This window comes from bacterium, assembly GCA_021158245.1.
Taxonomy (GTDB): Bacteria; Zhuqueibacterota; QNDG01; order QNDG01; family QNDG01; genus QNDG01.
In genome coordinates this window covers 1-17,296 of sequence record JAGGVB010000212.1, presented here as the reverse complement: position 1 = coordinate 17,296, position 17,296 = coordinate 1, and the positions used below count along the sequence as shown (strand labels likewise).

The 17,296-nt window shown below is 36.0% G+C and carries 21 protein-coding genes; 1 reads left to right on the top strand and 20 read right to left on the bottom strand.

Features of this window, described 5'->3' with window-relative positions:
* The 12 genes from J7K93_13095 to J7K93_13040 form a co-directional block, all read right to left on the bottom strand.
* The coding region (locus J7K93_13095; GenBank protein ID MCD6117946.1) for a hypothetical protein at positions 1 to 654 on the bottom strand (654 nt) is incomplete at its 3' end.
* Positions 655 to 686: 32 nt separating this feature from the next.
* Positions 687 to 3,833 carry a T9SS type A sorting domain-containing protein gene (locus J7K93_13090; GenBank protein MCD6117945.1) on the bottom strand — a complete coding sequence of 1,049 codons (3,147 nt, stop codon included), beginning with the start codon at positions 3,831 to 3,833 and terminating at the stop codon, positions 687 to 689.
* A gap of 377 nt (positions 3,834 to 4,210) precedes the next feature.
* Complete coding sequence (locus tag J7K93_13085) at positions 4,211 to 5,149, bottom strand: YgcG family protein (protein ID MCD6117944.1); 939 nt, start codon at positions 5,147 to 5,149, stop codon at positions 4,211 to 4,213.
* Complete coding sequence (locus tag J7K93_13080; protein MCD6117943.1) at positions 5,146 to 5,793, bottom strand: TPM domain-containing protein; 648 nt, start codon at positions 5,791 to 5,793, stop codon at positions 5,146 to 5,148. The genes J7K93_13085 and J7K93_13080 overlap by 4 nt, the downstream gene beginning before the upstream one ends.
* Before the next feature lie 159 nt (positions 5,794 to 5,952).
* Positions 5,953 to 6,216 carry a BrnT family toxin gene (locus J7K93_13075; GenBank protein ID MCD6117942.1) on the bottom strand — a complete coding sequence of 88 codons (264 nt, stop codon included), beginning with the start codon at positions 6,214 to 6,216 and terminating at the stop codon, positions 5,953 to 5,955.
* Between the two features lie 107 nt (positions 6,217 to 6,323).
* Complete coding sequence (locus J7K93_13070; protein MCD6117941.1) at positions 6,324 to 6,617, bottom strand: type II toxin-antitoxin system RelE/ParE family toxin; 294 nt, start codon at positions 6,615 to 6,617, stop codon at positions 6,324 to 6,326.
* Positions 6,614 to 6,895, bottom strand: a complete 282-nt coding sequence (locus tag J7K93_13065) for a type II toxin-antitoxin system Phd/YefM family antitoxin (GenBank protein MCD6117940.1) — start codon at positions 6,893 to 6,895, stop codon at positions 6,614 to 6,616. Before J7K93_13065 ends, J7K93_13070 begins: the two co-directional genes overlap by 4 nt.
* 210 nt (positions 6,896 to 7,105) lie before the next feature.
* A complete protein-coding gene (locus tag J7K93_13060; GenBank protein MCD6117939.1) occupies positions 7,106 to 8,116 on the bottom strand; it encodes a virulence RhuM family protein in 1,011 nt (336 codons plus the stop codon).
* A gap of 12 nt (positions 8,117 to 8,128) precedes the next feature.
* Complete coding sequence (locus J7K93_13055) at positions 8,129 to 8,359, bottom strand: nucleotidyltransferase domain-containing protein (protein ID MCD6117938.1); 231 nt, start codon at positions 8,357 to 8,359, stop codon at positions 8,129 to 8,131.
* Between the two features lie 441 nt (positions 8,360 to 8,800).
* Entirely contained in the window at positions 8,801 to 9,682 is an 882-nt protein-coding gene (locus J7K93_13050) for a Fic family protein (protein MCD6117937.1), read from the bottom strand.
* A gap of 227 nt (positions 9,683 to 9,909) precedes the next feature.
* Complete coding sequence (locus tag J7K93_13045; protein ID MCD6117936.1) at positions 9,910 to 11,250, bottom strand: putative DNA binding domain-containing protein; 1,341 nt, start codon at positions 11,248 to 11,250, stop codon at positions 9,910 to 9,912.
* A gap of 53 nt (positions 11,251 to 11,303) precedes the next feature.
* Positions 11,304 to 11,696: a hypothetical protein gene (locus J7K93_13040; GenBank protein ID MCD6117935.1), complete on the bottom strand. Its 393-nt coding sequence runs from the start codon at positions 11,694 to 11,696 to the stop codon at positions 11,304 to 11,306.
* Positions 11,697 to 12,170: 474 nt separating this feature from the next.
* On the opposite strand from J7K93_13040, the gene J7K93_13035 reads away from it, so the two are divergent.
* Positions 12,171 to 12,257: a hypothetical protein gene (locus J7K93_13035; GenBank protein ID MCD6117934.1), complete on the top strand. Its 87-nt coding sequence runs from the start codon at positions 12,171 to 12,173 to the stop codon at positions 12,255 to 12,257.
* Positions 12,258 to 12,491: 234 nt separating this feature from the next.
* Here the strand turns inward: J7K93_13035 and J7K93_13030 are convergent, their stop codons facing one another.
* The 8 genes from J7K93_13030 to J7K93_12995 form a co-directional block, all read right to left on the bottom strand.
* Complete coding sequence (locus J7K93_13030) at positions 12,492 to 12,881, bottom strand: HEPN domain-containing protein (GenBank protein MCD6117933.1); 390 nt, start codon at positions 12,879 to 12,881, stop codon at positions 12,492 to 12,494.
* Positions 12,878 to 13,186: a nucleotidyltransferase domain-containing protein gene (locus tag J7K93_13025; GenBank protein MCD6117932.1), complete on the bottom strand. Its 309-nt coding sequence runs from the start codon at positions 13,184 to 13,186 to the stop codon at positions 12,878 to 12,880. The genes J7K93_13030 and J7K93_13025 overlap by 4 nt, the downstream gene beginning before the upstream one ends.
* Before the next feature lie 463 nt (positions 13,187 to 13,649).
* Positions 13,650 to 14,198 (bottom strand): hypothetical protein, encoded by a 549-nt coding sequence (locus J7K93_13020; protein ID MCD6117931.1) that lies wholly within the window; start codon positions 14,196 to 14,198, stop codon positions 13,650 to 13,652.
* Positions 14,195 to 14,524, bottom strand: coding sequence for a winged helix-turn-helix transcriptional regulator (locus tag J7K93_13015; protein ID MCD6117930.1), 330 nt, complete (start codon positions 14,522 to 14,524; stop codon positions 14,195 to 14,197). The genes J7K93_13020 and J7K93_13015 overlap by 4 nt, the downstream gene beginning before the upstream one ends.
* 336 nt (positions 14,525 to 14,860) lie before the next feature.
* Positions 14,861 to 15,613, bottom strand: coding sequence for a hypothetical protein (locus J7K93_13010; protein ID MCD6117929.1), 753 nt, complete (start codon positions 15,611 to 15,613; stop codon positions 14,861 to 14,863).
* Positions 15,614 to 15,856: 243 nt separating this feature from the next.
* Positions 15,857 to 16,144 (bottom strand): hypothetical protein, encoded by a 288-nt coding sequence (locus tag J7K93_13005; GenBank protein ID MCD6117928.1) that lies wholly within the window; start codon positions 16,142 to 16,144, stop codon positions 15,857 to 15,859.
* Complete coding sequence (locus tag J7K93_13000; protein MCD6117927.1) at positions 16,131 to 16,586, bottom strand: hypothetical protein; 456 nt, start codon at positions 16,584 to 16,586, stop codon at positions 16,131 to 16,133. The genes J7K93_13005 and J7K93_13000 overlap by 14 nt, the downstream gene beginning before the upstream one ends.
* A complete protein-coding gene (locus J7K93_12995; protein ID MCD6117926.1) occupies positions 16,576 to 16,917 on the bottom strand; it encodes a hypothetical protein in 342 nt (113 codons plus the stop codon). Before J7K93_12995 ends, J7K93_13000 begins: the two co-directional genes overlap by 11 nt.
* Positions 16,918 to 17,296 lie beyond the last annotated feature (379 nt).

Here is a 17,296-nt window from a genome sequence, read left to right as displayed (position 1 = left end):
CAGAATTATATATCCGTTTGATACTTTCAAAATTTCAGACACTTCACCTTTATTCAGATTATGAGCAGCATCTTCAATTACAGGTTCTGCCTGGCCCCAGGTAAATTCAATTCTGTTAAATTTTTCACTTACTTTTTTCCCGGCAATTTTATTAAGCAAGGTATCAAAAGGCATACCGTCATTAAGCAATCTGTGCCATAAATTAATTCTGTTTATATCTTTTGACTGCACAAAACGAACAATATTTTTCTCATTCATCCTGTTAAATGCTTTTTTCAAATCCTCTTCGCTGATTTTCACCTTCTTCTGCACAACATCTCTGTAAAGTTCACGCCTGACTGCTGACCTTTTAACATTTTCTATCTTGTGTAAAAAAACCGGGTCATTCTGCAGTCCGGCTTTTTCAGCTTCAATGGCAAATAGTTTTTCTGCAATCAGAAGATCCAAAGCATCTTCTCTGCCGCGGAAAGTCCGGATATTAATATCCGGCGGAAGGGGGCTTAATTCAACCCGCTGTACAAAATCAGATTCAGTTATTATCCTGCTGTCAACTTCTGCCAGCACTCTGCTTTTTTGTCCTGCATGTCTCGTGCATAATACAAACAGGCCCGCTCCGATTATCAGCAGAATTACTTGTAGTTTTACTCTGTTCATCTTTTTTTCCGTTTTATTAAATTTAATCTCATTTACTCCAGCAGCAGAAGCTTCCTTCGCAAAATCTGCCCGTTTGCCTGCATCAGGCAGATGTAAATACCGGACGATACGGACATTCCCCGGGTGTCTGTTCCATCCCACTCTACTGTATAATTCCCCGCATCCTTTTTCTGATTAATCAGAATTTTCACAGCCTGCCCCAGAAGGTTAAAAATCTCAATGCGGACATTTCCCCCGTGCTTTATCTGAAATCCTATTGCAGTACAGGAATTAAATGGATTCGGATAATTCGGCAGCAGGCGGGTACACACAGGAAGAACAGCATGATTATCTGCAACAAACGTGAATTCATTGTACAGATTCTTTATCACATCATCCGAAACAGCGTAGTTGTAAATCCTGATCTCATCAAGTACTCCGTTAAAATTGTATTTGGCCTGTTCCGGAACATGCTGGCCGATTGTCAAATCCAGGCTTGTTTTTGCAATTTTTCCCTTAAATGCTGCCTGAGCGCTCTTTATACCGTTTAAATAGAGGCTCATATCAGATCCGTTATAAAGAGCTGTAACATAATAATAGGTTCCTTCTTCAAGTACAGCCTGAGAATCTATGTCCTTTATCCCCTTATCTGTTTTCACTGTCCATCTTAATTTCTTTTCAGGAGTTATGGAAATTTTCCACCTGTTCACCCAGTTGCCGTGGGATATGGGATAAGATTCACGGTCTGTGTACAGCTTTTCAGGCTTCATCCAGAAACTGACGGATACTGCATCCTGGAAATTAAGATCCGGTTTATTCTCTACCTGAATAAGATCAAATGAACCGTTAAAGGAATATGCCTGTTCGGAATTGCCGAACCTGTCAGCACACAGCAGTGCGCCTTTTACAGTACCGTTGTGGTCATTTCCGCTCTCATCATCAGCATTGCCGTTAAAAGGAAGATAGAGCACCGGAAAACCGAGGCTGATATTTGTCGAATCCTGTACCAGAATTCCTATGCTGTCTTCAGCAGTCCCGTTATGCCCGTCTTCAACTGTGCAGAATATGTAATAAAACCCATCTTCTGAAGGTGCAGTCCAGACTGCTGTAGAATCATTTTGTTTAATAGTTCCTGATTCGGCATTCCACGCATAGGACAGGTTTTCACCGTCCGGATCAGATGCATAACAAATCAATCTGCTCTCATCTCCGTGATTAAGCTTACGGGGGTCTGCTTTTAAGCTGTCAATCACAGGTACATGATTAATAAAATCTGTAACTTCAACAGAGACAGATGCACTGTCCCTGCCCCCTCGGCCGTCATTTACAGTGCATGTAAATGTATAGGTCCCGATGTCCGTACCTGTCCATTGAAAAGACGGTTGATTATAGGGGAGTACACTTCCTGATACCTTCCACTGATAGCTTAACGGATCTCCGTCTCTGTCCTCTGCCGTACAATAAAGTGCAGCATCTGAACCTGTCAGAATGATCTCCGGTTCGGAAGCAATGCCTTTAATACGTGGTTTATAGTTGGAAACTGTCCGGCCGGAATTAAAATCAACTACAACATTGTCAACAAGCATTTTGTCCTGCTCGTATGTTACAGTCCCGCCTGAAGGTGTTTCTACAACAACACACGCGGACTTTGAAGGGATAGAAAAAGATGCTGTGCCGCTTGCGCCTCTCTCAATAAACTGATTTGAAACTGCATCGTACAAGTCAAAATTTTCGTTCTGTTCCAGGACAATATCAACAGTTTTATCCTCTTCATACGGATTGTACAGAAGATAAGTCGGATATGCGGAATCCTGATAATAATCTGTTTTGTTCATGTTTAGTTTTAAAATCATGCTCACATTCGTTGTATCAATAAGTCCTCCGAGGATTCCAACATGAGAGGCTCCGTATAAGGCAAAATTTGTAGGTGCCCAGCCACTGCGTACAGCATCGCCTGTTGCAAATGGAGAAATTTCGGGATTCAGTCCGTATTCCCGCAGAGCCTCATGAGCAATATAAGAATCAGGATCATAAACATGGGACCACTCTTCGCTGTCCTGATGGTCATCAGGAAGATAGTTTGTGTAAAACAGGCGGGACGCATTTGCCAGGTTAAGCACCCACTTTCCAATGGCTCCCGCAAATCTGTCATCATACCGGACTGCAGGTACAAGTGCGCCGGCCTGTTCAAAACCGTTCATTGCAAAAGCATATCCTGTAAACTTTGCTTCTCCTATAAGCCCTGCACAGTCATAACCGCCCCATTTGCCGACAGTAGCACCCCAGTTGCGTACATTGTCCCTCGGATCAAAGCACCACTCCATCATTTTTGTGATGTTGTAAGCTGTACCCAGTTCTGCATTCATACGCGCTGCTGTGTATACCCCGTACGGAAGCTGCAGCTCATATCCAGGATTGGAACCGGATGAAAGGGAATTTAAAAATTCCATGCACCACTCAGCTCCAAGCCTGTATTTATCCTCTCCTGTTTCAATAAAGGCATTATACAGAATCCATGCTATTGCACCTGCAGCTTCAGGCTCTTCTACGCCCACATCAAGCGGTGTCATTGTAGACAGAGCCCACGCCCTATAGTTCATAAATGCAGGATTCCACGGACCAGCGCTTCCTCCCATAGTTTTAACTGCTTCTAACCACCTGTCTGCAACTTTTGTAAACTGAAAATCAAAGTCACCTGTGTGTGGATACAGGTCTGCAAGCTGATAGAAAAAGATGTTCGGCATTGTGTCGTACCACCAGTCTCCGCCGCTGTTTGAAACAAAATTATTCAGATATACATTTTCCTGAGCACGCCGGTTAAAAAACTCTTCACACATCAGCACATAGTTATACCCGTTCTGACTGCTTTTGTCTATGCCGCACAGAGTAGCTCCGATTACAGCAGGCAGAACAGTGATAGCTTCCGCACCTGAAGACCCTACATAAGAGGGTATTCCGAACCTCTGATGAGCAGGATAGTTAATTCCGCCACCATCTACCCAAATCAGAGGCAGATAGACTCCTGTCAGGCTCATGTTAAACACCAGAGAGTCAAACCCCATTGCCACAGCTTTCCAGTTTCTCATCAGGTATGGTTCCGGTTTGTCAGGCATTTTGTTTATCTGATAGAGATCCGCCTGCTGGGCCCAGACAGCATAAATCGAAAATATTAAACAAATCAGCATGAATTTACGAATCACTTTTTAACCTCCATGAATCCGTTACGGATATATAATTTCTTAAGAAATCAGCAGACAGGCAGAATAAAAATTGCGCAAAACCGGAACAAGATATATCTGCCGAATTATTTTTATACGAAATTGTGCGGAAAAGGGGGATTTCCAAATGGAATTATACTATTTTATTCTTTCTGATGCAAGTTTTTTTTGTTCGAAACAGTAAGTTTGTTAAGGAGATTGCTTCTTCCGGCAAGCCGGAATCGCAATGACAGGTTCGGGACTTTTGATACAGCCTCTAATTAAATTTATTTTGTCAGGATATTTTATCTCCTATCGGGATACACCGTAAATTCAGAGAGATAATGTCCTGAAAACAATAATTAACAAAATTTCAATCTCTACCAGCTCCCTGAAGCACCGCCCCCGCCAGAGGATCCGCCGCCGCCGGAAAAACTCGAGCTGCCTGAAGACCAGGAACTGCCTGATCCGCCCGATGTGAACCTGAAACCGCCGATAGAGGCTCTTCCCTTGGTTCGCAGATCTTTTTTGGCTTTCTTATACCATTTTGATTTTCTGAAAAATAATTTTAATACAGGAAAAACAATCAAGTATGTAATCAGACATATTAGTGCACCTGTAGTACCGAGAATCGCAATTGGGAACATTGCCCAGAATGGGATGAGAAACACGTAAAGAAACCAGCCAATACCCGGAGTAACAATTCCTATCACAGTAAAAATTCCGATAATACCGAAAACAAAAGCACCCATAAGAATACGCTGCTTGATTGACATTACCGGCTCTTCAACATTAAAAGAGTTTGTCTTTTCTGTTCGTGGCCCTGCAGATGGTAGTTGTCCTTCCTCAAGAACTGCCATCACAGCCTTAACGCCGGCTGTAACACCTCCGTTATAATCACCATTCCTGAATTTCGGAGTCATAATCGTATGAATTATCTGCCCTGCCGTACCATCAGTTAAAGTACCCTCAAGCCCGTATCCGACCTCTATGCGCATACGCCGATCATTCGGGGCAATTATAATGAGGAGCCCGTTATCCTTTCCTTTCTGCCCCAGCTTCCATTCATCAAAAACCTTAACAGCATAATCTTCAATATTTTCACCATTAAGTGAAGGAACCGTAAGAACTGCAATTTGATTGCCTGTGCGGTTCTCGTGGTCTTTAAGACTTTCAGTCAGTAATCGGCATGTCTCCTGAGAAAGGATCTGTGCGTTATCAGTGACCCTTCCTGTCAGGTAAGGGACATCATCTCCTGCGAGAATTGAGTTAGACAGAAAAATTACAGCAAGCAGAAAGATTCGTAATGAGATCTTCATACACCCTTCTCCTCTATGATTTCATCAGGCAGTTCATTTTCACCTGTACCCCGAGATTCAGATTTCAGAACACCGGACAGTTGTTCCATACCGGTTTCAAATGCCCTGTATATCTCTTTTCTTTTAAGAAACGGAATCATTGATGTGATTATGCTCTGCATGGTTTCTTCTGTTAACTCGCTGTCCAGCCCCTTATCAGGAAGAATAACCACTTTCCGTTCGAACAGGCTTACAAGAAACAGGATGCCTGTTCTTCTGCGTGTTGCAAACAGCCCGCGTTCCAGAAACAGAGATTTAGCATACTGCCTTACTTCCAGGTCTGCTCTGTCTGCAGACAAAAAATGCCTTGCAAATCCCGGTATAATAATAGTCAAAAGTGCAAAAAAGGCTCCGCTTGCCAGGATAACTGCAGTAATAAAAAGCTTTGCTATCTGCAATGACCAGTCATTAAAAGGCATATTCAGAATAAAAACCAGCAGGCCGGCAATGGATGCTCCCAAAGCAAAGGCTTTCCACGGCAGTTCTGCATAACTGTCACTGCGCCGGATAACAGCGAGAACAATCTGTGCGCCTGTACGTTTTTCCGTTTTTTTGATAAGCGCATCAAGCCTGCTGTTAACATCGTCTGATATAATCTTTTTCATTTTGATATTTCCTTGTTAAAAGTTTTGGTTCTTCCGAAAAAGAGGTGGTAATTTTTCATATTTATACAACAAACTTAAGATGTTGCAGGACATAAAGATGCTAAATCAAGATCATCAATTACATCTTCTTTGTTATCATCAGATTTATTGTCAAACTCTTCAGGCTTCATAAAGTTCTACCTCCGAGTTTCTGGAGCGCCTTACAGATATTATTCTAATTTTGTCTTTACGATAAGCGATGATAGCAGACCAAAGTTTTCTTTTAATTTTGGCAACTATTAAAAATCGTAGCTCATTATTACATTTTGCTTTGATTTCAATGAGGTCAGGGTAATACCAGAGTTTTTGGGCTTCGACAAGATCAATCCCATGTTTTTTCAAATTTGAAACGCTCTTATTTTTATCAAATTCAAAACTATATATAGTATAAAATATATACCATTATTACTCAAATGGCAAGGCTTTTTTGGCGCTAACATGAAAATCTACGGATAGGTCAACTTCAGACTTTGGATATACCTTTCTCAGCATTAATTGACATCTTCAGGTGGCAATATCTGTTTAAAATTCCGCACCGTTAATATTGATATTATTTCAATATCCACATTGTAAACTATTCTATAGTTTCCGAAAATAATTTCACGTATGCTTTCTTTATCTATTTCCGGAACGACTCTCCCGCTCTCAGGATAATCTCTCAGGTTGTCAACTAATTGAAAAACATCTTCTACCCACTTGATTGATGCTTCAATATTATCAAGTGCAATATAATCTGATATCTCTTCGATTCGCGCCACAGCGAGTGGGGACCAGATAATTCTCATGACTTAAGCCTATTTAATATTTGTTTTTTGGCTTGATCATGTGAGAGGCCTTTACCGCTTTCTAATTGGTTCTCAGCAATTTGGATATCACTTAACAGTTCAAGCTTTTCCAGTATTCGTTCATACTCTCCCACATCAATTATTACAGCAGCACTTCTACCATGTTGTGTTAAAACTACTGGCCGTTTTGTCCTTTTAATTTCTTCAATTATTGAGGATACATTTGCGCGAAAATCGGATAAAGGCCGAATGTCAGTATCTAAGTTAATTCTTTGCATTGAACTCTCCTTTTGTACAAATTTAATCTTCTAAAATGTACAAAATTCCGTACAATATGTAAAGCTTTTAATTGTATTTTAAAAGGAAGGTTAAACAACCGGCACAGCACATCCGCAATAGCTCGGGAAATAGTATTACCCAAGAAATGTGGAAAGCCCTCATTTCCTAAAAGCTCAATAAAAGCCTGTTCCAGTTGTTCCTCCGTGAACTTACCCATTTTTTAACCTTTTAGTACTATCTTCAATCTGTTTTATAAAATCTTTTTCTACTTGCGTGATTCTGTTCTTTATTTTCTCTTTATATTTTTCGTATTCGCTATGGGCTTTTTCTATGGCTTTTTGATGACTTATTGTTCCTGAATGCTGCAAAATATCTTTATTTGTCATTTTTAAGAAAGTATCTAACTGCTTAATCCAATCAGTCATATACATTGGCGTACGGTCTAACGCCTGAATTTCTGCAATTTCCAAAAATGCGGTTACCATTCTATTCAAAATATTTAATTCATCTTCCGATAAATAATTTTTAGCAATTTCGGCCTCTTGTTTTGTAGGTATTTCACCTTTGAAATTAGTTAGCCCAATATGTTTTTTTGAAGCATTTACTCGTTTATAGATTGTTTCTGCTGCTGTTTCTCCGTGACTTGCCCAGTGTATTTTATTTTGTACTGTTTTGAAAAACTCTATTGATTGTTCAGTATTTGGGTCGTAATCTATGCTTGTGGCATAAATATCCAAAACCTTTCGCCAGAATACCTTTTCTGATGAACGAATATCACGAATACGAGCCAAAAGTTCATCAAAGTAGTTCCCGCCTCCTGCCTCTTTTAGCAGTTCATCGTTCATTGCAAAGCCTTTTATCAGATACTCTTTGATAAGTGCTGTTGCCCATTTCCTAAAATGTACACCTCTGTGTGATTTTACCCTGTAACCAACCGAAATAATCACATCAAGATTGTAATATTTAACCTCCCTTGTTTGAGTTTTCCCCTCAATAGCACCGTGCTGAGTGGTTGTCCGGAAATTCCGGACAACCAGTTCTTCTTCCAACTCTCCATCATTAAAAATATTACGAATATGCTCAGAAATGGTTTTTTTAGACTTTTGAAAAAGTTCGCCTATCTGGGCCTGATTAAGCCAAACAGTCTCATTCTCAAAATGGGTTTCTATTTTGACCTTACCGTCTTCGGTTTGATATATTATTAGTTGGTTGTTTTTCATTACTGTTTTCGTTTAATTATTTGTAGGGTGAGCAAAAATTTTCAATAAATCAATGTTAAACATGTCCTCTTCGATTTCTCGATTTACTATCGGCAGCTTAACCATGATATCAATATCAGAGGTATTTGAAAAATCACCTCTCGCACTTGATCCGAACAATTTCATATCAAGAATATTATACTTTTTCTCGATTATTTGTCTGAATTGTTTAGTTATTCGCTCTACTTTATCTTCAAATGTCATTTGATTTTGTCCCATTATAATTTTATGGGTACTAATCTAAATATACTGCTTTTTATAGAAACTGCAATATCTTTTTAATGTTAACAATTCTTATCTTGAATAAACCGGAATGTACTTAAAAAAGTGCCTTGCCATCTGCAAAATGATAATACCTGTTTCATTTATTTGATTGAAAGGAGAATACCATGAAACTACAAAACCTTGAGATGCCTGCCCCGGTTTATCGGGGACTTTTTAGGATAAATATGGGTTATACATTTTTTCTATATTACTTTTTTGTTTTTAACGGTTGGGCTATGGTACATGCCGCAGTTTAAAGATGTTCACTTTCAATTTACTATGCCGTTTGCTTATATTCATAAAATTTAATTTAGTCACTTATCGCCCAATGCTTTATATACATTGTTGTGGGCTGGCTTTTTTATTATTACAACTTTTATTTTACTCATTTTCTTCATAATAATATGAATAATCAATCCCTTTCATAAATGTTTCACGGTCATTTATTCTATCAGTTAAAGCTTTTTTCAAAAGGTCTTTTAAAGTATTACTGTTTATCGGACTTTGTTTCATTGCGTCCATATAATCTCTTTTGCTTATTTTACTCCAATCGACACATTTTCCCAAACGTTTTTTTAATATCAAATCCAACCATATACGGGAGCTTCGTCCATTACCTTCCATAAAAGGGTGTGCAATATTTATTTCTACATATTTATTTATAATATTGTCAAATGTAGTTTCTGGCATTGCTTCTATCTGCTTTAATGTTTCGCCTAAAAAGCGTGATACAGCAAATTGAAAACCACCTTTTGAAATATTTTTTTGTCTGATTTGCCCTGCAAAATCATATAATCCACCAAACAAATAAGCGTGAATTTGTTGTAATCCTTTCGTTGTTCCAACTTCAATACTATCGATAAAAGAACTTTCAAACAAAGAATATGCTTTTGTTTTACTTTTCCCGTCTATACTATTTTCGCTATAAGTGAACCATTCTATAAACCTATTTGCTTTTTTGCTTGGAAATTCCTTACCTAATGCAATAATCCCATTATAATCTAACATGTCAGATAAACGCTTTTTCCCATCAGGTGCAAGAATTTTCAACTGGGTAGTGGCACTAACCACTTGACTGTTTTCTTTCTTCAACTTGGCTTTAAGGTATTTCCAATAGTTGCGAGTTTTATTATAATCATCTTGGTCAGTCAGCACAGCAACAATATCCAAAACAGAAAACCACCATTTTGAGTTTTTTTCGTCCCAAATAGCACGAACTTCTCTGTCATCAAAAAAACGTATGGATATTTTTTCTTTACTCATATTTTTATTTTTTCCTTAAAAACATAATATGCTTTTGCTATTCCTTTGCTTGCCCACAACGGTGAGTATATGAGGCGTTGGGTGTTTTATAACTCCAACTTTTCAATTTACTATGCCGTTTATTTATATTCATAATCTTTCAACTTAACTACTTGCCGCCCAATGCCTTATATACATTGTTCTGTGCCGGATTTCTTCATTATCCCTCTTTGAGCCCATTATGAGCCCTATGAGCCCTTTTTGAACCCTTTCAATTCATAATAAGTTCCTATTCCTGTTTCACCTTTCTTTACAATTAATTTATATTTATCAAATAATTCTGTTAAATCTCTTGTCGCCGTTGCTTTTGATACAGAATTAAGTTTTTGATATTCACTATTTGTAATTTTAATATTTTCTTTTAGATATTCAATCGCTTTTATTTGTCTATTGTTTAATCCCAATTCAATGAGTTTTGTTCTATCCAATTGATTTTTAAATAATGTAACTTGTATTCCTCCAAATACACTTTCAATAATCGGTTCGGGTAATCCTGCATTTTTACATTCGTTGATTATTTTTACAGTTCCTCGTCCCCAAGCTTCAATTAATCCGCCTTTGAAAAAAGCACTTGCCAAAATAGGATTATGTGGTCTTGAAGAATGTTGTGTTTTTAAGTCTTCAATAGTCAAATCATCAGGTAGCGAACCTTCGTTCCAAACAATAATCTTATCATCATAAACACTTATTTGGATAGGTGCTCCCATATAATCTCGATGGACAATGGCATTTATTATCGCTTCCCGAATTGCTTTATATGGATATTCCCATTTTTCAACGCGATGTAATCTTTCATAAGAAATTTTCGCTATCAAAAACTTTTTATCAAGAATATCAAGGGTTTTATCTGCTAACTCAAAAATATTCCCTTCAACTATTTCTTGAAAAAGTAATTCGTCAGAAGTTTTGCCAAATCTTCCTATTTTTACGAATGCGTTAATGTAAAATCTATTTGGATTTTTTCCGAAAAGCAATACTGCTGCACGTTTCAATTGATTATTTTCTAAAAGCAATAAGTTATCAAGTATTACATTGATGTTTTTTTCAATTTTAATGTAAGTCATTCTTTTACTTTGGAATGCACTTTCTTTAAATGTTCCAATTGCCTTTAAATCAATATCTTCAAATGTGGCTTTTGGTTCAATAATATCGTCCCAAGTTTTTCCTGCTTTTTTGAGTAAAAATTCATTTAACGCATTTCCTTTTAATTCTTGTTTTGTGCTACCACTACGATAATAATATTTGCCTTGATAGGAAATTGGCACCTCGTAAGGTCTTACAACTATTTCGATGTATTGTTTTTCATTTTTTTCGTGTAAAATTACATCGCATAGAATTCCAAGATGATTTTGTATTTTGTTTGGTAAGTCTTCAAGAAGTTTTTTTGAATTTTTCAGTCCGATAATTTCGCCTTTGTCATTTTTCCCGATAAATATTCTTCCTCCGTTTGCATTTGCGAAACCACAAATCCATTTCAGATACTCATCTTTCCAAATTTCTTTCCACTCAATATTCTGACTTTCTTGCATTTATTTTCTTTTCCTACAAAAATATTGTTTTTATGTCAGTTTGCAGAATTATTTTATCGAATTTTTATTGCTGATTTTTTGTGTCCGCTCGCCTTTAACGAATGATTTGTTAATTTACTCTCGTAATACGGAAATGATTCAGGTATTCCATCACCTTCAAAATCTCTTGTCAATTTATAGTTTTCAAATGAATACATAATCTCCGAGCCAATAGCAAAATTATCAGTCAGATTATAAAATTCCTGTATAGAAACAGAGAATCCGAATGCAATTTCACTTGCAGTTGTCTGGTTACTTTTAAACGTCATTAATGGGGCAAGTGTCAGGTTCGTTTCGAGATTTTGACCATAAATAAATGGTGAAATCAATCCGATAAATATTATTAATCCTATTCTTCTCATATCATTTTTGTTATCAGAACGTTGCTGGTCATTTTTATTGTGCATAACGATTCTTATCTTGAATTTATAAATTTACTTGAAAAAGTGCCTTTCCATCTGCAAAATGATAATACCCGTTTCATTTATTTATTTGAAAGGAGAATACTATAAAATTACAATATTAAGAGTTAAAAGGCAATTTATTTCATTTAAATTTATTTAAATTCCTGTCGGGAAATCCTTTTCTTCTAAAAGTTCTTACAACGGTTTCCGCTTTAAACTCGGGCAGGGAAGCTTAAACAACCGGCACAGCACATCCGCAATGACTTTGAGACTATAGCAGGATTGGCCGCATGGTTCATCACAGTGTAATTTTGGAACTGAACATAGAAAGCTATCGTCTTGAACAATCTAAAAAACAGCAAAAAATTATTAAAACAACCAATTTAAGATATATCATCAACAACAATTAATACGGGAATTTTAATTGTCGCTAAAAGAAAGAATAGTTGACTTTGATCACGTGTTGGTGATTATCGAATTATTTATGAAATCCAAAATGATATTTTGGTCATTTTAGTGATTAAAATTGGACACCAAAAAGATATATACAAACATTTATCATAGTTATAACGATTATTTCTGCAGCGCACCAAACCGATACTATCCAAACCAATGATTAAAATTTAGCCAACAGCACGATATGCCGCCGCACTCAACGAAACCCATCCCGGGCGTCGGCACATCAACATCACAAAAGCCGGATTGAAATTAATGAACGAAACGCCGCTGGCGCATCCGTAGCAAATTTGGGTTAGCATTTTATACGGGACTGCTTTAAATAAAGCAGCTACAAAGATTTTAATTTAATTTCAATAAATTCAGAAATCTTATTGTGTTTGCTTCGATCAGGTAATCTGATATGAGTTCCTCTTCGGGTAGAATCAGGTCCAAATAATCATACTTCTGACGATACTCGAACACTTTGCTGAACAGTTTACCGAATTTTATTGGAAAAATCCCGGTTTTGATATATTCTCTGTTAAAAAATCCCTTCACTTGTCCATGTTTCGAAAATGTACTTTCATTTAAAATCAGTAATGCCTGTACTGCATAGAACATTGAATAATAGATCCTATTCATTGCCGGAATATACATATTATTTTCAAACATTATTTTTGCAGCTTTAAAAGATTCATTAGCCCGCTCTAAGCGATACTGAATTAAATTATTTTTTTCTTCTTTATTCAAATTGCAACACCCTCTCTTTCAATATTTTGACATAACGGAATAATACTTTTAATATTCTCAGAGAGTACAATGATATCAATAATACAATCATATTCAAGCTCAAGCTTATAAGCAATGTTAAACATGTCCTCTTCGATTTCTCGATTTACTATCGGCAGCTTAACCATAATATCAATATCAGAAGTATTCGAAAAATCACCTCTCGCACTTGATCCGAACAATTTCATATCAAGAATATTATACTTTTTCTCGATTATTTGTCTGAATTGTTTAGTTATTCGCTCTACTTTATCTTCAAATGTCATTTGATTTTGTTCCATTATAATTTTACGGGTACTAATCTAAATATACTGTTTTTTATAGAAACTGCAATATCTTTTTAATGTTAACGACTCTTATCTTCAATAAACCGGAATTTACTTGATAAAGTGCATTTCCAAAACAACCAGCACTGTACATCCGCAATGACTTTGAGACTGCAGCAGGCAAGGTGCGTCCGGACTTCATGGAAAGGTACATGCTTTTTAAGCTTAAAGGGGATCGTTTTCAAAGAATAAATTCAAAATTATCTTTTATTTTTTACTTGACTTTCAGTAAGTAGCTTTGGCTCTGATGTGCGGCTAACTGATGCCGTCCCGAAGCCACGTTAAATGTTAAAATGAGCGCACGGTAACATCCCCACTGCTTTTATTTTTATAAACGGCAATATCCGTCCAAAGCTCTCCCCAAAAACAAAACGCTCAAGCTTCGCCAGTGCGCTACTGCATGTTATAAGTTCTTATTTTGATGTAATAATTTTTCTTTAATTGAATCAAACTCAGACAGCTTACCCTCCTGTTCAGACCATCTTTTAATTTCATCAATATCAATATTATTGTTTTCTGTTATCAAAACAGCTTGATCAAGGCATTGTTTATCATTCCAATGATAATATGCTGCCAGCCTGTCTTTTACACTATCAGTCGGTGAAAGCAGTACAAGCTTTCCCGTTTCAAAATTTATAACATCAGGCTCATGAACAGGTTCCCTGCCGATCGCAAGAGGACCTGCCGGAAACTCAATAAAATATTTTGTATCATCATGTTTGAAGTATTTATTATCCTCTTTAAATCCAATTTCGGATAGTACTTTAATAATGTATTTCCGTTTTGAAGCCACGTTTTCAACAAAATCCAGATCAAACGATTCATATCTGTTTTCCGTATAAATTGATACACACGCTCCGCCTGTAAGGACACAATGAATACCATTTTTTTGAAGATGTGTACAAATATAAGCAGCTAACTCACCGAGAGACATTTCTTTAATATGTTTCATAAAGGTTTTCCTTTTCTTCTCGGCCTTTTTCGGGACAGGGTGAGTTTTTCACGTTCTTCAACCGGATAAAAAGATAATACTTTTTCAAGGAGAGCCTGTAACTCTTCTAAAAAGGGATAGCGGGGATTTAAAGAATATACTCTTGTTTTTCCTAAGGTTTTACTATAAATAATGTTACCTATCTCTAATCTTTCTAATTGTTTTTGAATTTGACTAATATCTGTTTTATAAAAACGGGCTATTTCACGGGCATATCCTTGATCCCTTGAATAAAGAAACAGCAATACCCGCTCTCTGTTTTTTGAGCCTAATAATGGTTCCAACATTTTATTGACCTCCGATATAGGTTATATGACCTATCTTATAGGTCAATATAGAATAGTAATTTATTAAAATCAAGGAATAATTTCTTTTAAATATATAACCGTGTTTTGGGATTTTAGCGGTTAATCTCTCTTGCACCTACGGATCCTGCTACAGCGGGAGGAACAGTTGGCAGGTTCCCCAATTGAGATTATATTCCTATCATAGAAGTCTCAATTCGTTTAATTACATTAAAAAAAGAGGACGAGATGAAATTTTATACGAAAGAACATAAATGTTACTGAGGTATTGATATTCATACCTGTACAATTTATGGAAATGAAAAATGTTGCTTAAACTTAACTTTCTGTCCATTTTTTTGTTGCAAGTCCAATATTCCATTTTTCAACAGTTGGTAAAATATCTTTTGTAAGTCCAAGGTTATATTGCGACAACGGATTAAGGCTGTTATCCAAAGTTTTAACATTTATATTTTTGTCAATATTTTCAAGTAATGCTCCGAGAAAAGCCCTAACTCTCGGCGGATATTCAAGTGCTATTTCAATTAGTTCTTTTTCTTGCTTGTTATTTAATTCAAGTATTTTATTTGTCAAGATTTGAATAGCCGATTTCTTATTCAAATCCGGTATCTTTTTAAAATCTTTTAAAGCATCAAGCAGTTCAAGCAGTTTGTAATTTTCATTTGTTACTTCTACATAACTTTTTACGGCACTTGCTTTTATGTTTTCTTTGGATATGTAAATCCGTTTTTTATTACTTGCAATACTTATTTCTTTTGGAATTTGGGTAGTCAGCCCCATTTTATTGTAGAGCAATAATCCTGTGATATAGGCTATTCTTCTTCCGTTTTTGAATAGATAAGGCGTAATTATTTTTTCTTCATCAGGCTTTAATTCTCCGAAAACCGTTTGTTTCGGTTTATAAAAAACTCCTGTTGAAATTCGTTTTATGATTTCTTTCTTAATCAAGCGTTCTATTGCTTTTGAGGCCGCCGGACATTCTTCTTTTTTTATATTGAGGTCTTTGTAAGTAAATGTTTTACCTTTTTCAATACTACTAATCTTTTCTTCTATTTTCTTTGCAATATTCATATTACAAATATAATTCTTTTCTAGATATTGTCAAGTATTTTGTTCAGTTTACTTGACATTTGCTAATGCCGCCTAACGCTTCTTATCTTGAATTTATGAATTTACCTGCAAAAGTGCCTTTCCATCTGCAAAATGATAATACCCGTTTCATTTATTTGTTTGAAAGAAGAATACCATGAAACTACAAAATCTTCCCGGTTTTATACGGGGACTTTTTAGGATGAATATGTGTTAGGCTATAAATTATGACAATATCCCTTTATTTTTTAATATCTTCTCATATCTTGTTCTGTCCATTGGACATTTCAATAGATCCTCTGTTTCTTTTAAGGTGTTTAATTTTAATTCTTTTTTTAAAACATTAATTAATCTAATATCATATTCTTTATATTTTGAACCATGGGAAGTAAATGCATAGGCACCTGTTCGTTTACCATTTATTTCATGATAGAAGTAGCGATGATCATTATTATCTTGGACAAATCCTTTTTTTCTTAAATTTTTCTCTATTATTCGTTTAGGAATTGGCATCTTTTTCCTCTTTGACTATTTTCTGGAATAATGCCTTTAAGCGCTTTGCATATCCCGTCAGCTTATCATCTGGAATATTTCGATAATAAGTCAAGAAATGGAAGAAATGATGGTTAAATTCCTTGATAGCATGCTCCATACTATTACCTACTGCATATATATTTAAATCATCATTAGATATTGTAACAATATCCTCTATATATTGTATAGTAAGAACTAATGGCCAACTGAGTTTTATAACCTTATCATTCAAGGTAATCTCGTGTACAAAAATTGTCACTTCAGGTGATGAAAAGCTGTAATTATCAATATTAATGTTGCGTTGAGAAAAAGAAAAATTATTATCTGCTTGACTTAAAACTCCAACAGTATAAATATGACCAAGTATAAAACCATATTCAACATAGCTAGAAGCATTATATCCTTCAACATTAATGTTCATTGCCATTCTCCTTATTCATTAATTCCCATGCCTCAATTTTTTCATTGAGCCACTTCATTAAATTTTTCGCTGAGTCAACATCCATTACTACGCCAGTTTGGACCGACCTCACTATATTATATTCTTTAGTGTTAATTTGAGAACGCAATAAATGTCCTGAATTATCAATGGTATCAATAGAAGATTTAGGCAGCGGTGGCCTATCATGTAGAAAATGAATTTCAAGCATACCCTTCGCATTTATCCCTCCCCAAACGCTTGTGGTAAAATGCAATTTGTGATTATCAGGGATATGGAACTTTACTTTCATCTTTTTCTCTTCGAGACTCATAAAATCCTCCCTTATTATTTTTTACATATCTACGCCCAGCATATTCCCATCTACCACGCACTCATTTATCAATATATATAATATAAGAAAAAGCACGTATAAATAAAGGGAAAATTCAACAATTTCCTTATATAAGGAAAATTTATTCCCTTCATTTAGCTATTTTTATAAGACAATTCTTTCTTCCAGCCCAAAAGCAGTTGACTTCTTAAAGGATACATACCTCCATAACACCGATTTTTGATTTCAGATCTATTTAAATCCATCCACCCGCACCTCTCCCCCTCCGCAAAACGGTCTGAAAATATAAAATCGGAATAAATAGTCTGTTCTCTCAAGGCAAAGCCCATATTAAATTATTAATATCCGGTCTGCCTCT

Excerpts from the sequence above, each read along its gene's own strand:
- J7K93_13085 (MCD6117944.1), bottom strand. The coding sequence starts at position 5,149 with ATGAAGATCTCATTACGAATCTTTCTGCTTGCTGTAATTTTTCTGTCT.
- J7K93_13080 (MCD6117943.1), bottom strand. The coding sequence starts at position 5,793 with ATGAAAAAGATTATATCAGACGATGTTAACAGCAGGCTTGATGCGCTT.
- J7K93_13070 (MCD6117941.1), bottom strand. The coding sequence starts at position 6,617 with ATGAGAATTATCTGGTCCCCACTCGCTGTGGCGCGAATCGAAGAGATA.
- J7K93_13065 (MCD6117940.1), bottom strand. The coding sequence starts at position 6,895 with ATGCAAAGAATTAACTTAGATACTGACATTCGGCCTTTATCCGATTTT.
- J7K93_13060 (MCD6117939.1), bottom strand. The coding sequence starts at position 8,116 with ATGAAAAACAACCAACTAATAATATATCAAACCGAAGACGGTAAGGTC.
- J7K93_13055 (MCD6117938.1), bottom strand. The coding sequence starts at position 8,359 with ATGACATTTGAAGATAAAGTAGAGCGAATAACTAAACAATTCAGACAA.
- J7K93_13050 (MCD6117937.1), bottom strand. The coding sequence starts at position 9,682 with ATGAGTAAAGAAAAAATATCCATACGTTTTTTTGATGACAGAGAAGTT.
- J7K93_13045 (MCD6117936.1), bottom strand. The coding sequence starts at position 11,250 with ATGCAAGAAAGTCAGAATATTGAGTGGAAAGAAATTTGGAAAGATGAG.
- J7K93_13040 (MCD6117935.1), bottom strand. The coding sequence starts at position 11,696 with ATGCACAATAAAAATGACCAGCAACGTTCTGATAACAAAAATGATATG.
- J7K93_13025 (MCD6117932.1), bottom strand. The coding sequence starts at position 13,186 with ATGACATTTGAAGATAAAGTAGAGCGAATAACTAAACAATTCAGACAA.
- J7K93_13020 (MCD6117931.1), bottom strand. The coding sequence starts at position 14,198 with ATGAAACATATTAAAGAAATGTCTCTCGGTGAGTTAGCTGCTTATATT.
- J7K93_13015 (MCD6117930.1), bottom strand. The coding sequence starts at position 14,524 with ATGTTGGAACCATTATTAGGCTCAAAAAACAGAGAGCGGGTATTGCTG.
- J7K93_13010 (MCD6117929.1), bottom strand. The coding sequence starts at position 15,613 with ATGAATATTGCAAAGAAAATAGAAGAAAAGATTAGTAGTATTGAAAAA.
- J7K93_13005 (MCD6117928.1), bottom strand. The coding sequence starts at position 16,144 with ATGCCAATTCCTAAACGAATAATAGAGAAAAATTTAAGAAAAAAAGGA.
- J7K93_13000 (MCD6117927.1), bottom strand. The coding sequence starts at position 16,586 with ATGAACATTAATGTTGAAGGATATAATGCTTCTAGCTATGTTGAATAT.
- J7K93_12995 (MCD6117926.1), bottom strand. The coding sequence starts at position 16,917 with ATGAGTCTCGAAGAGAAAAAGATGAAAGTAAAGTTCCATATCCCTGAT.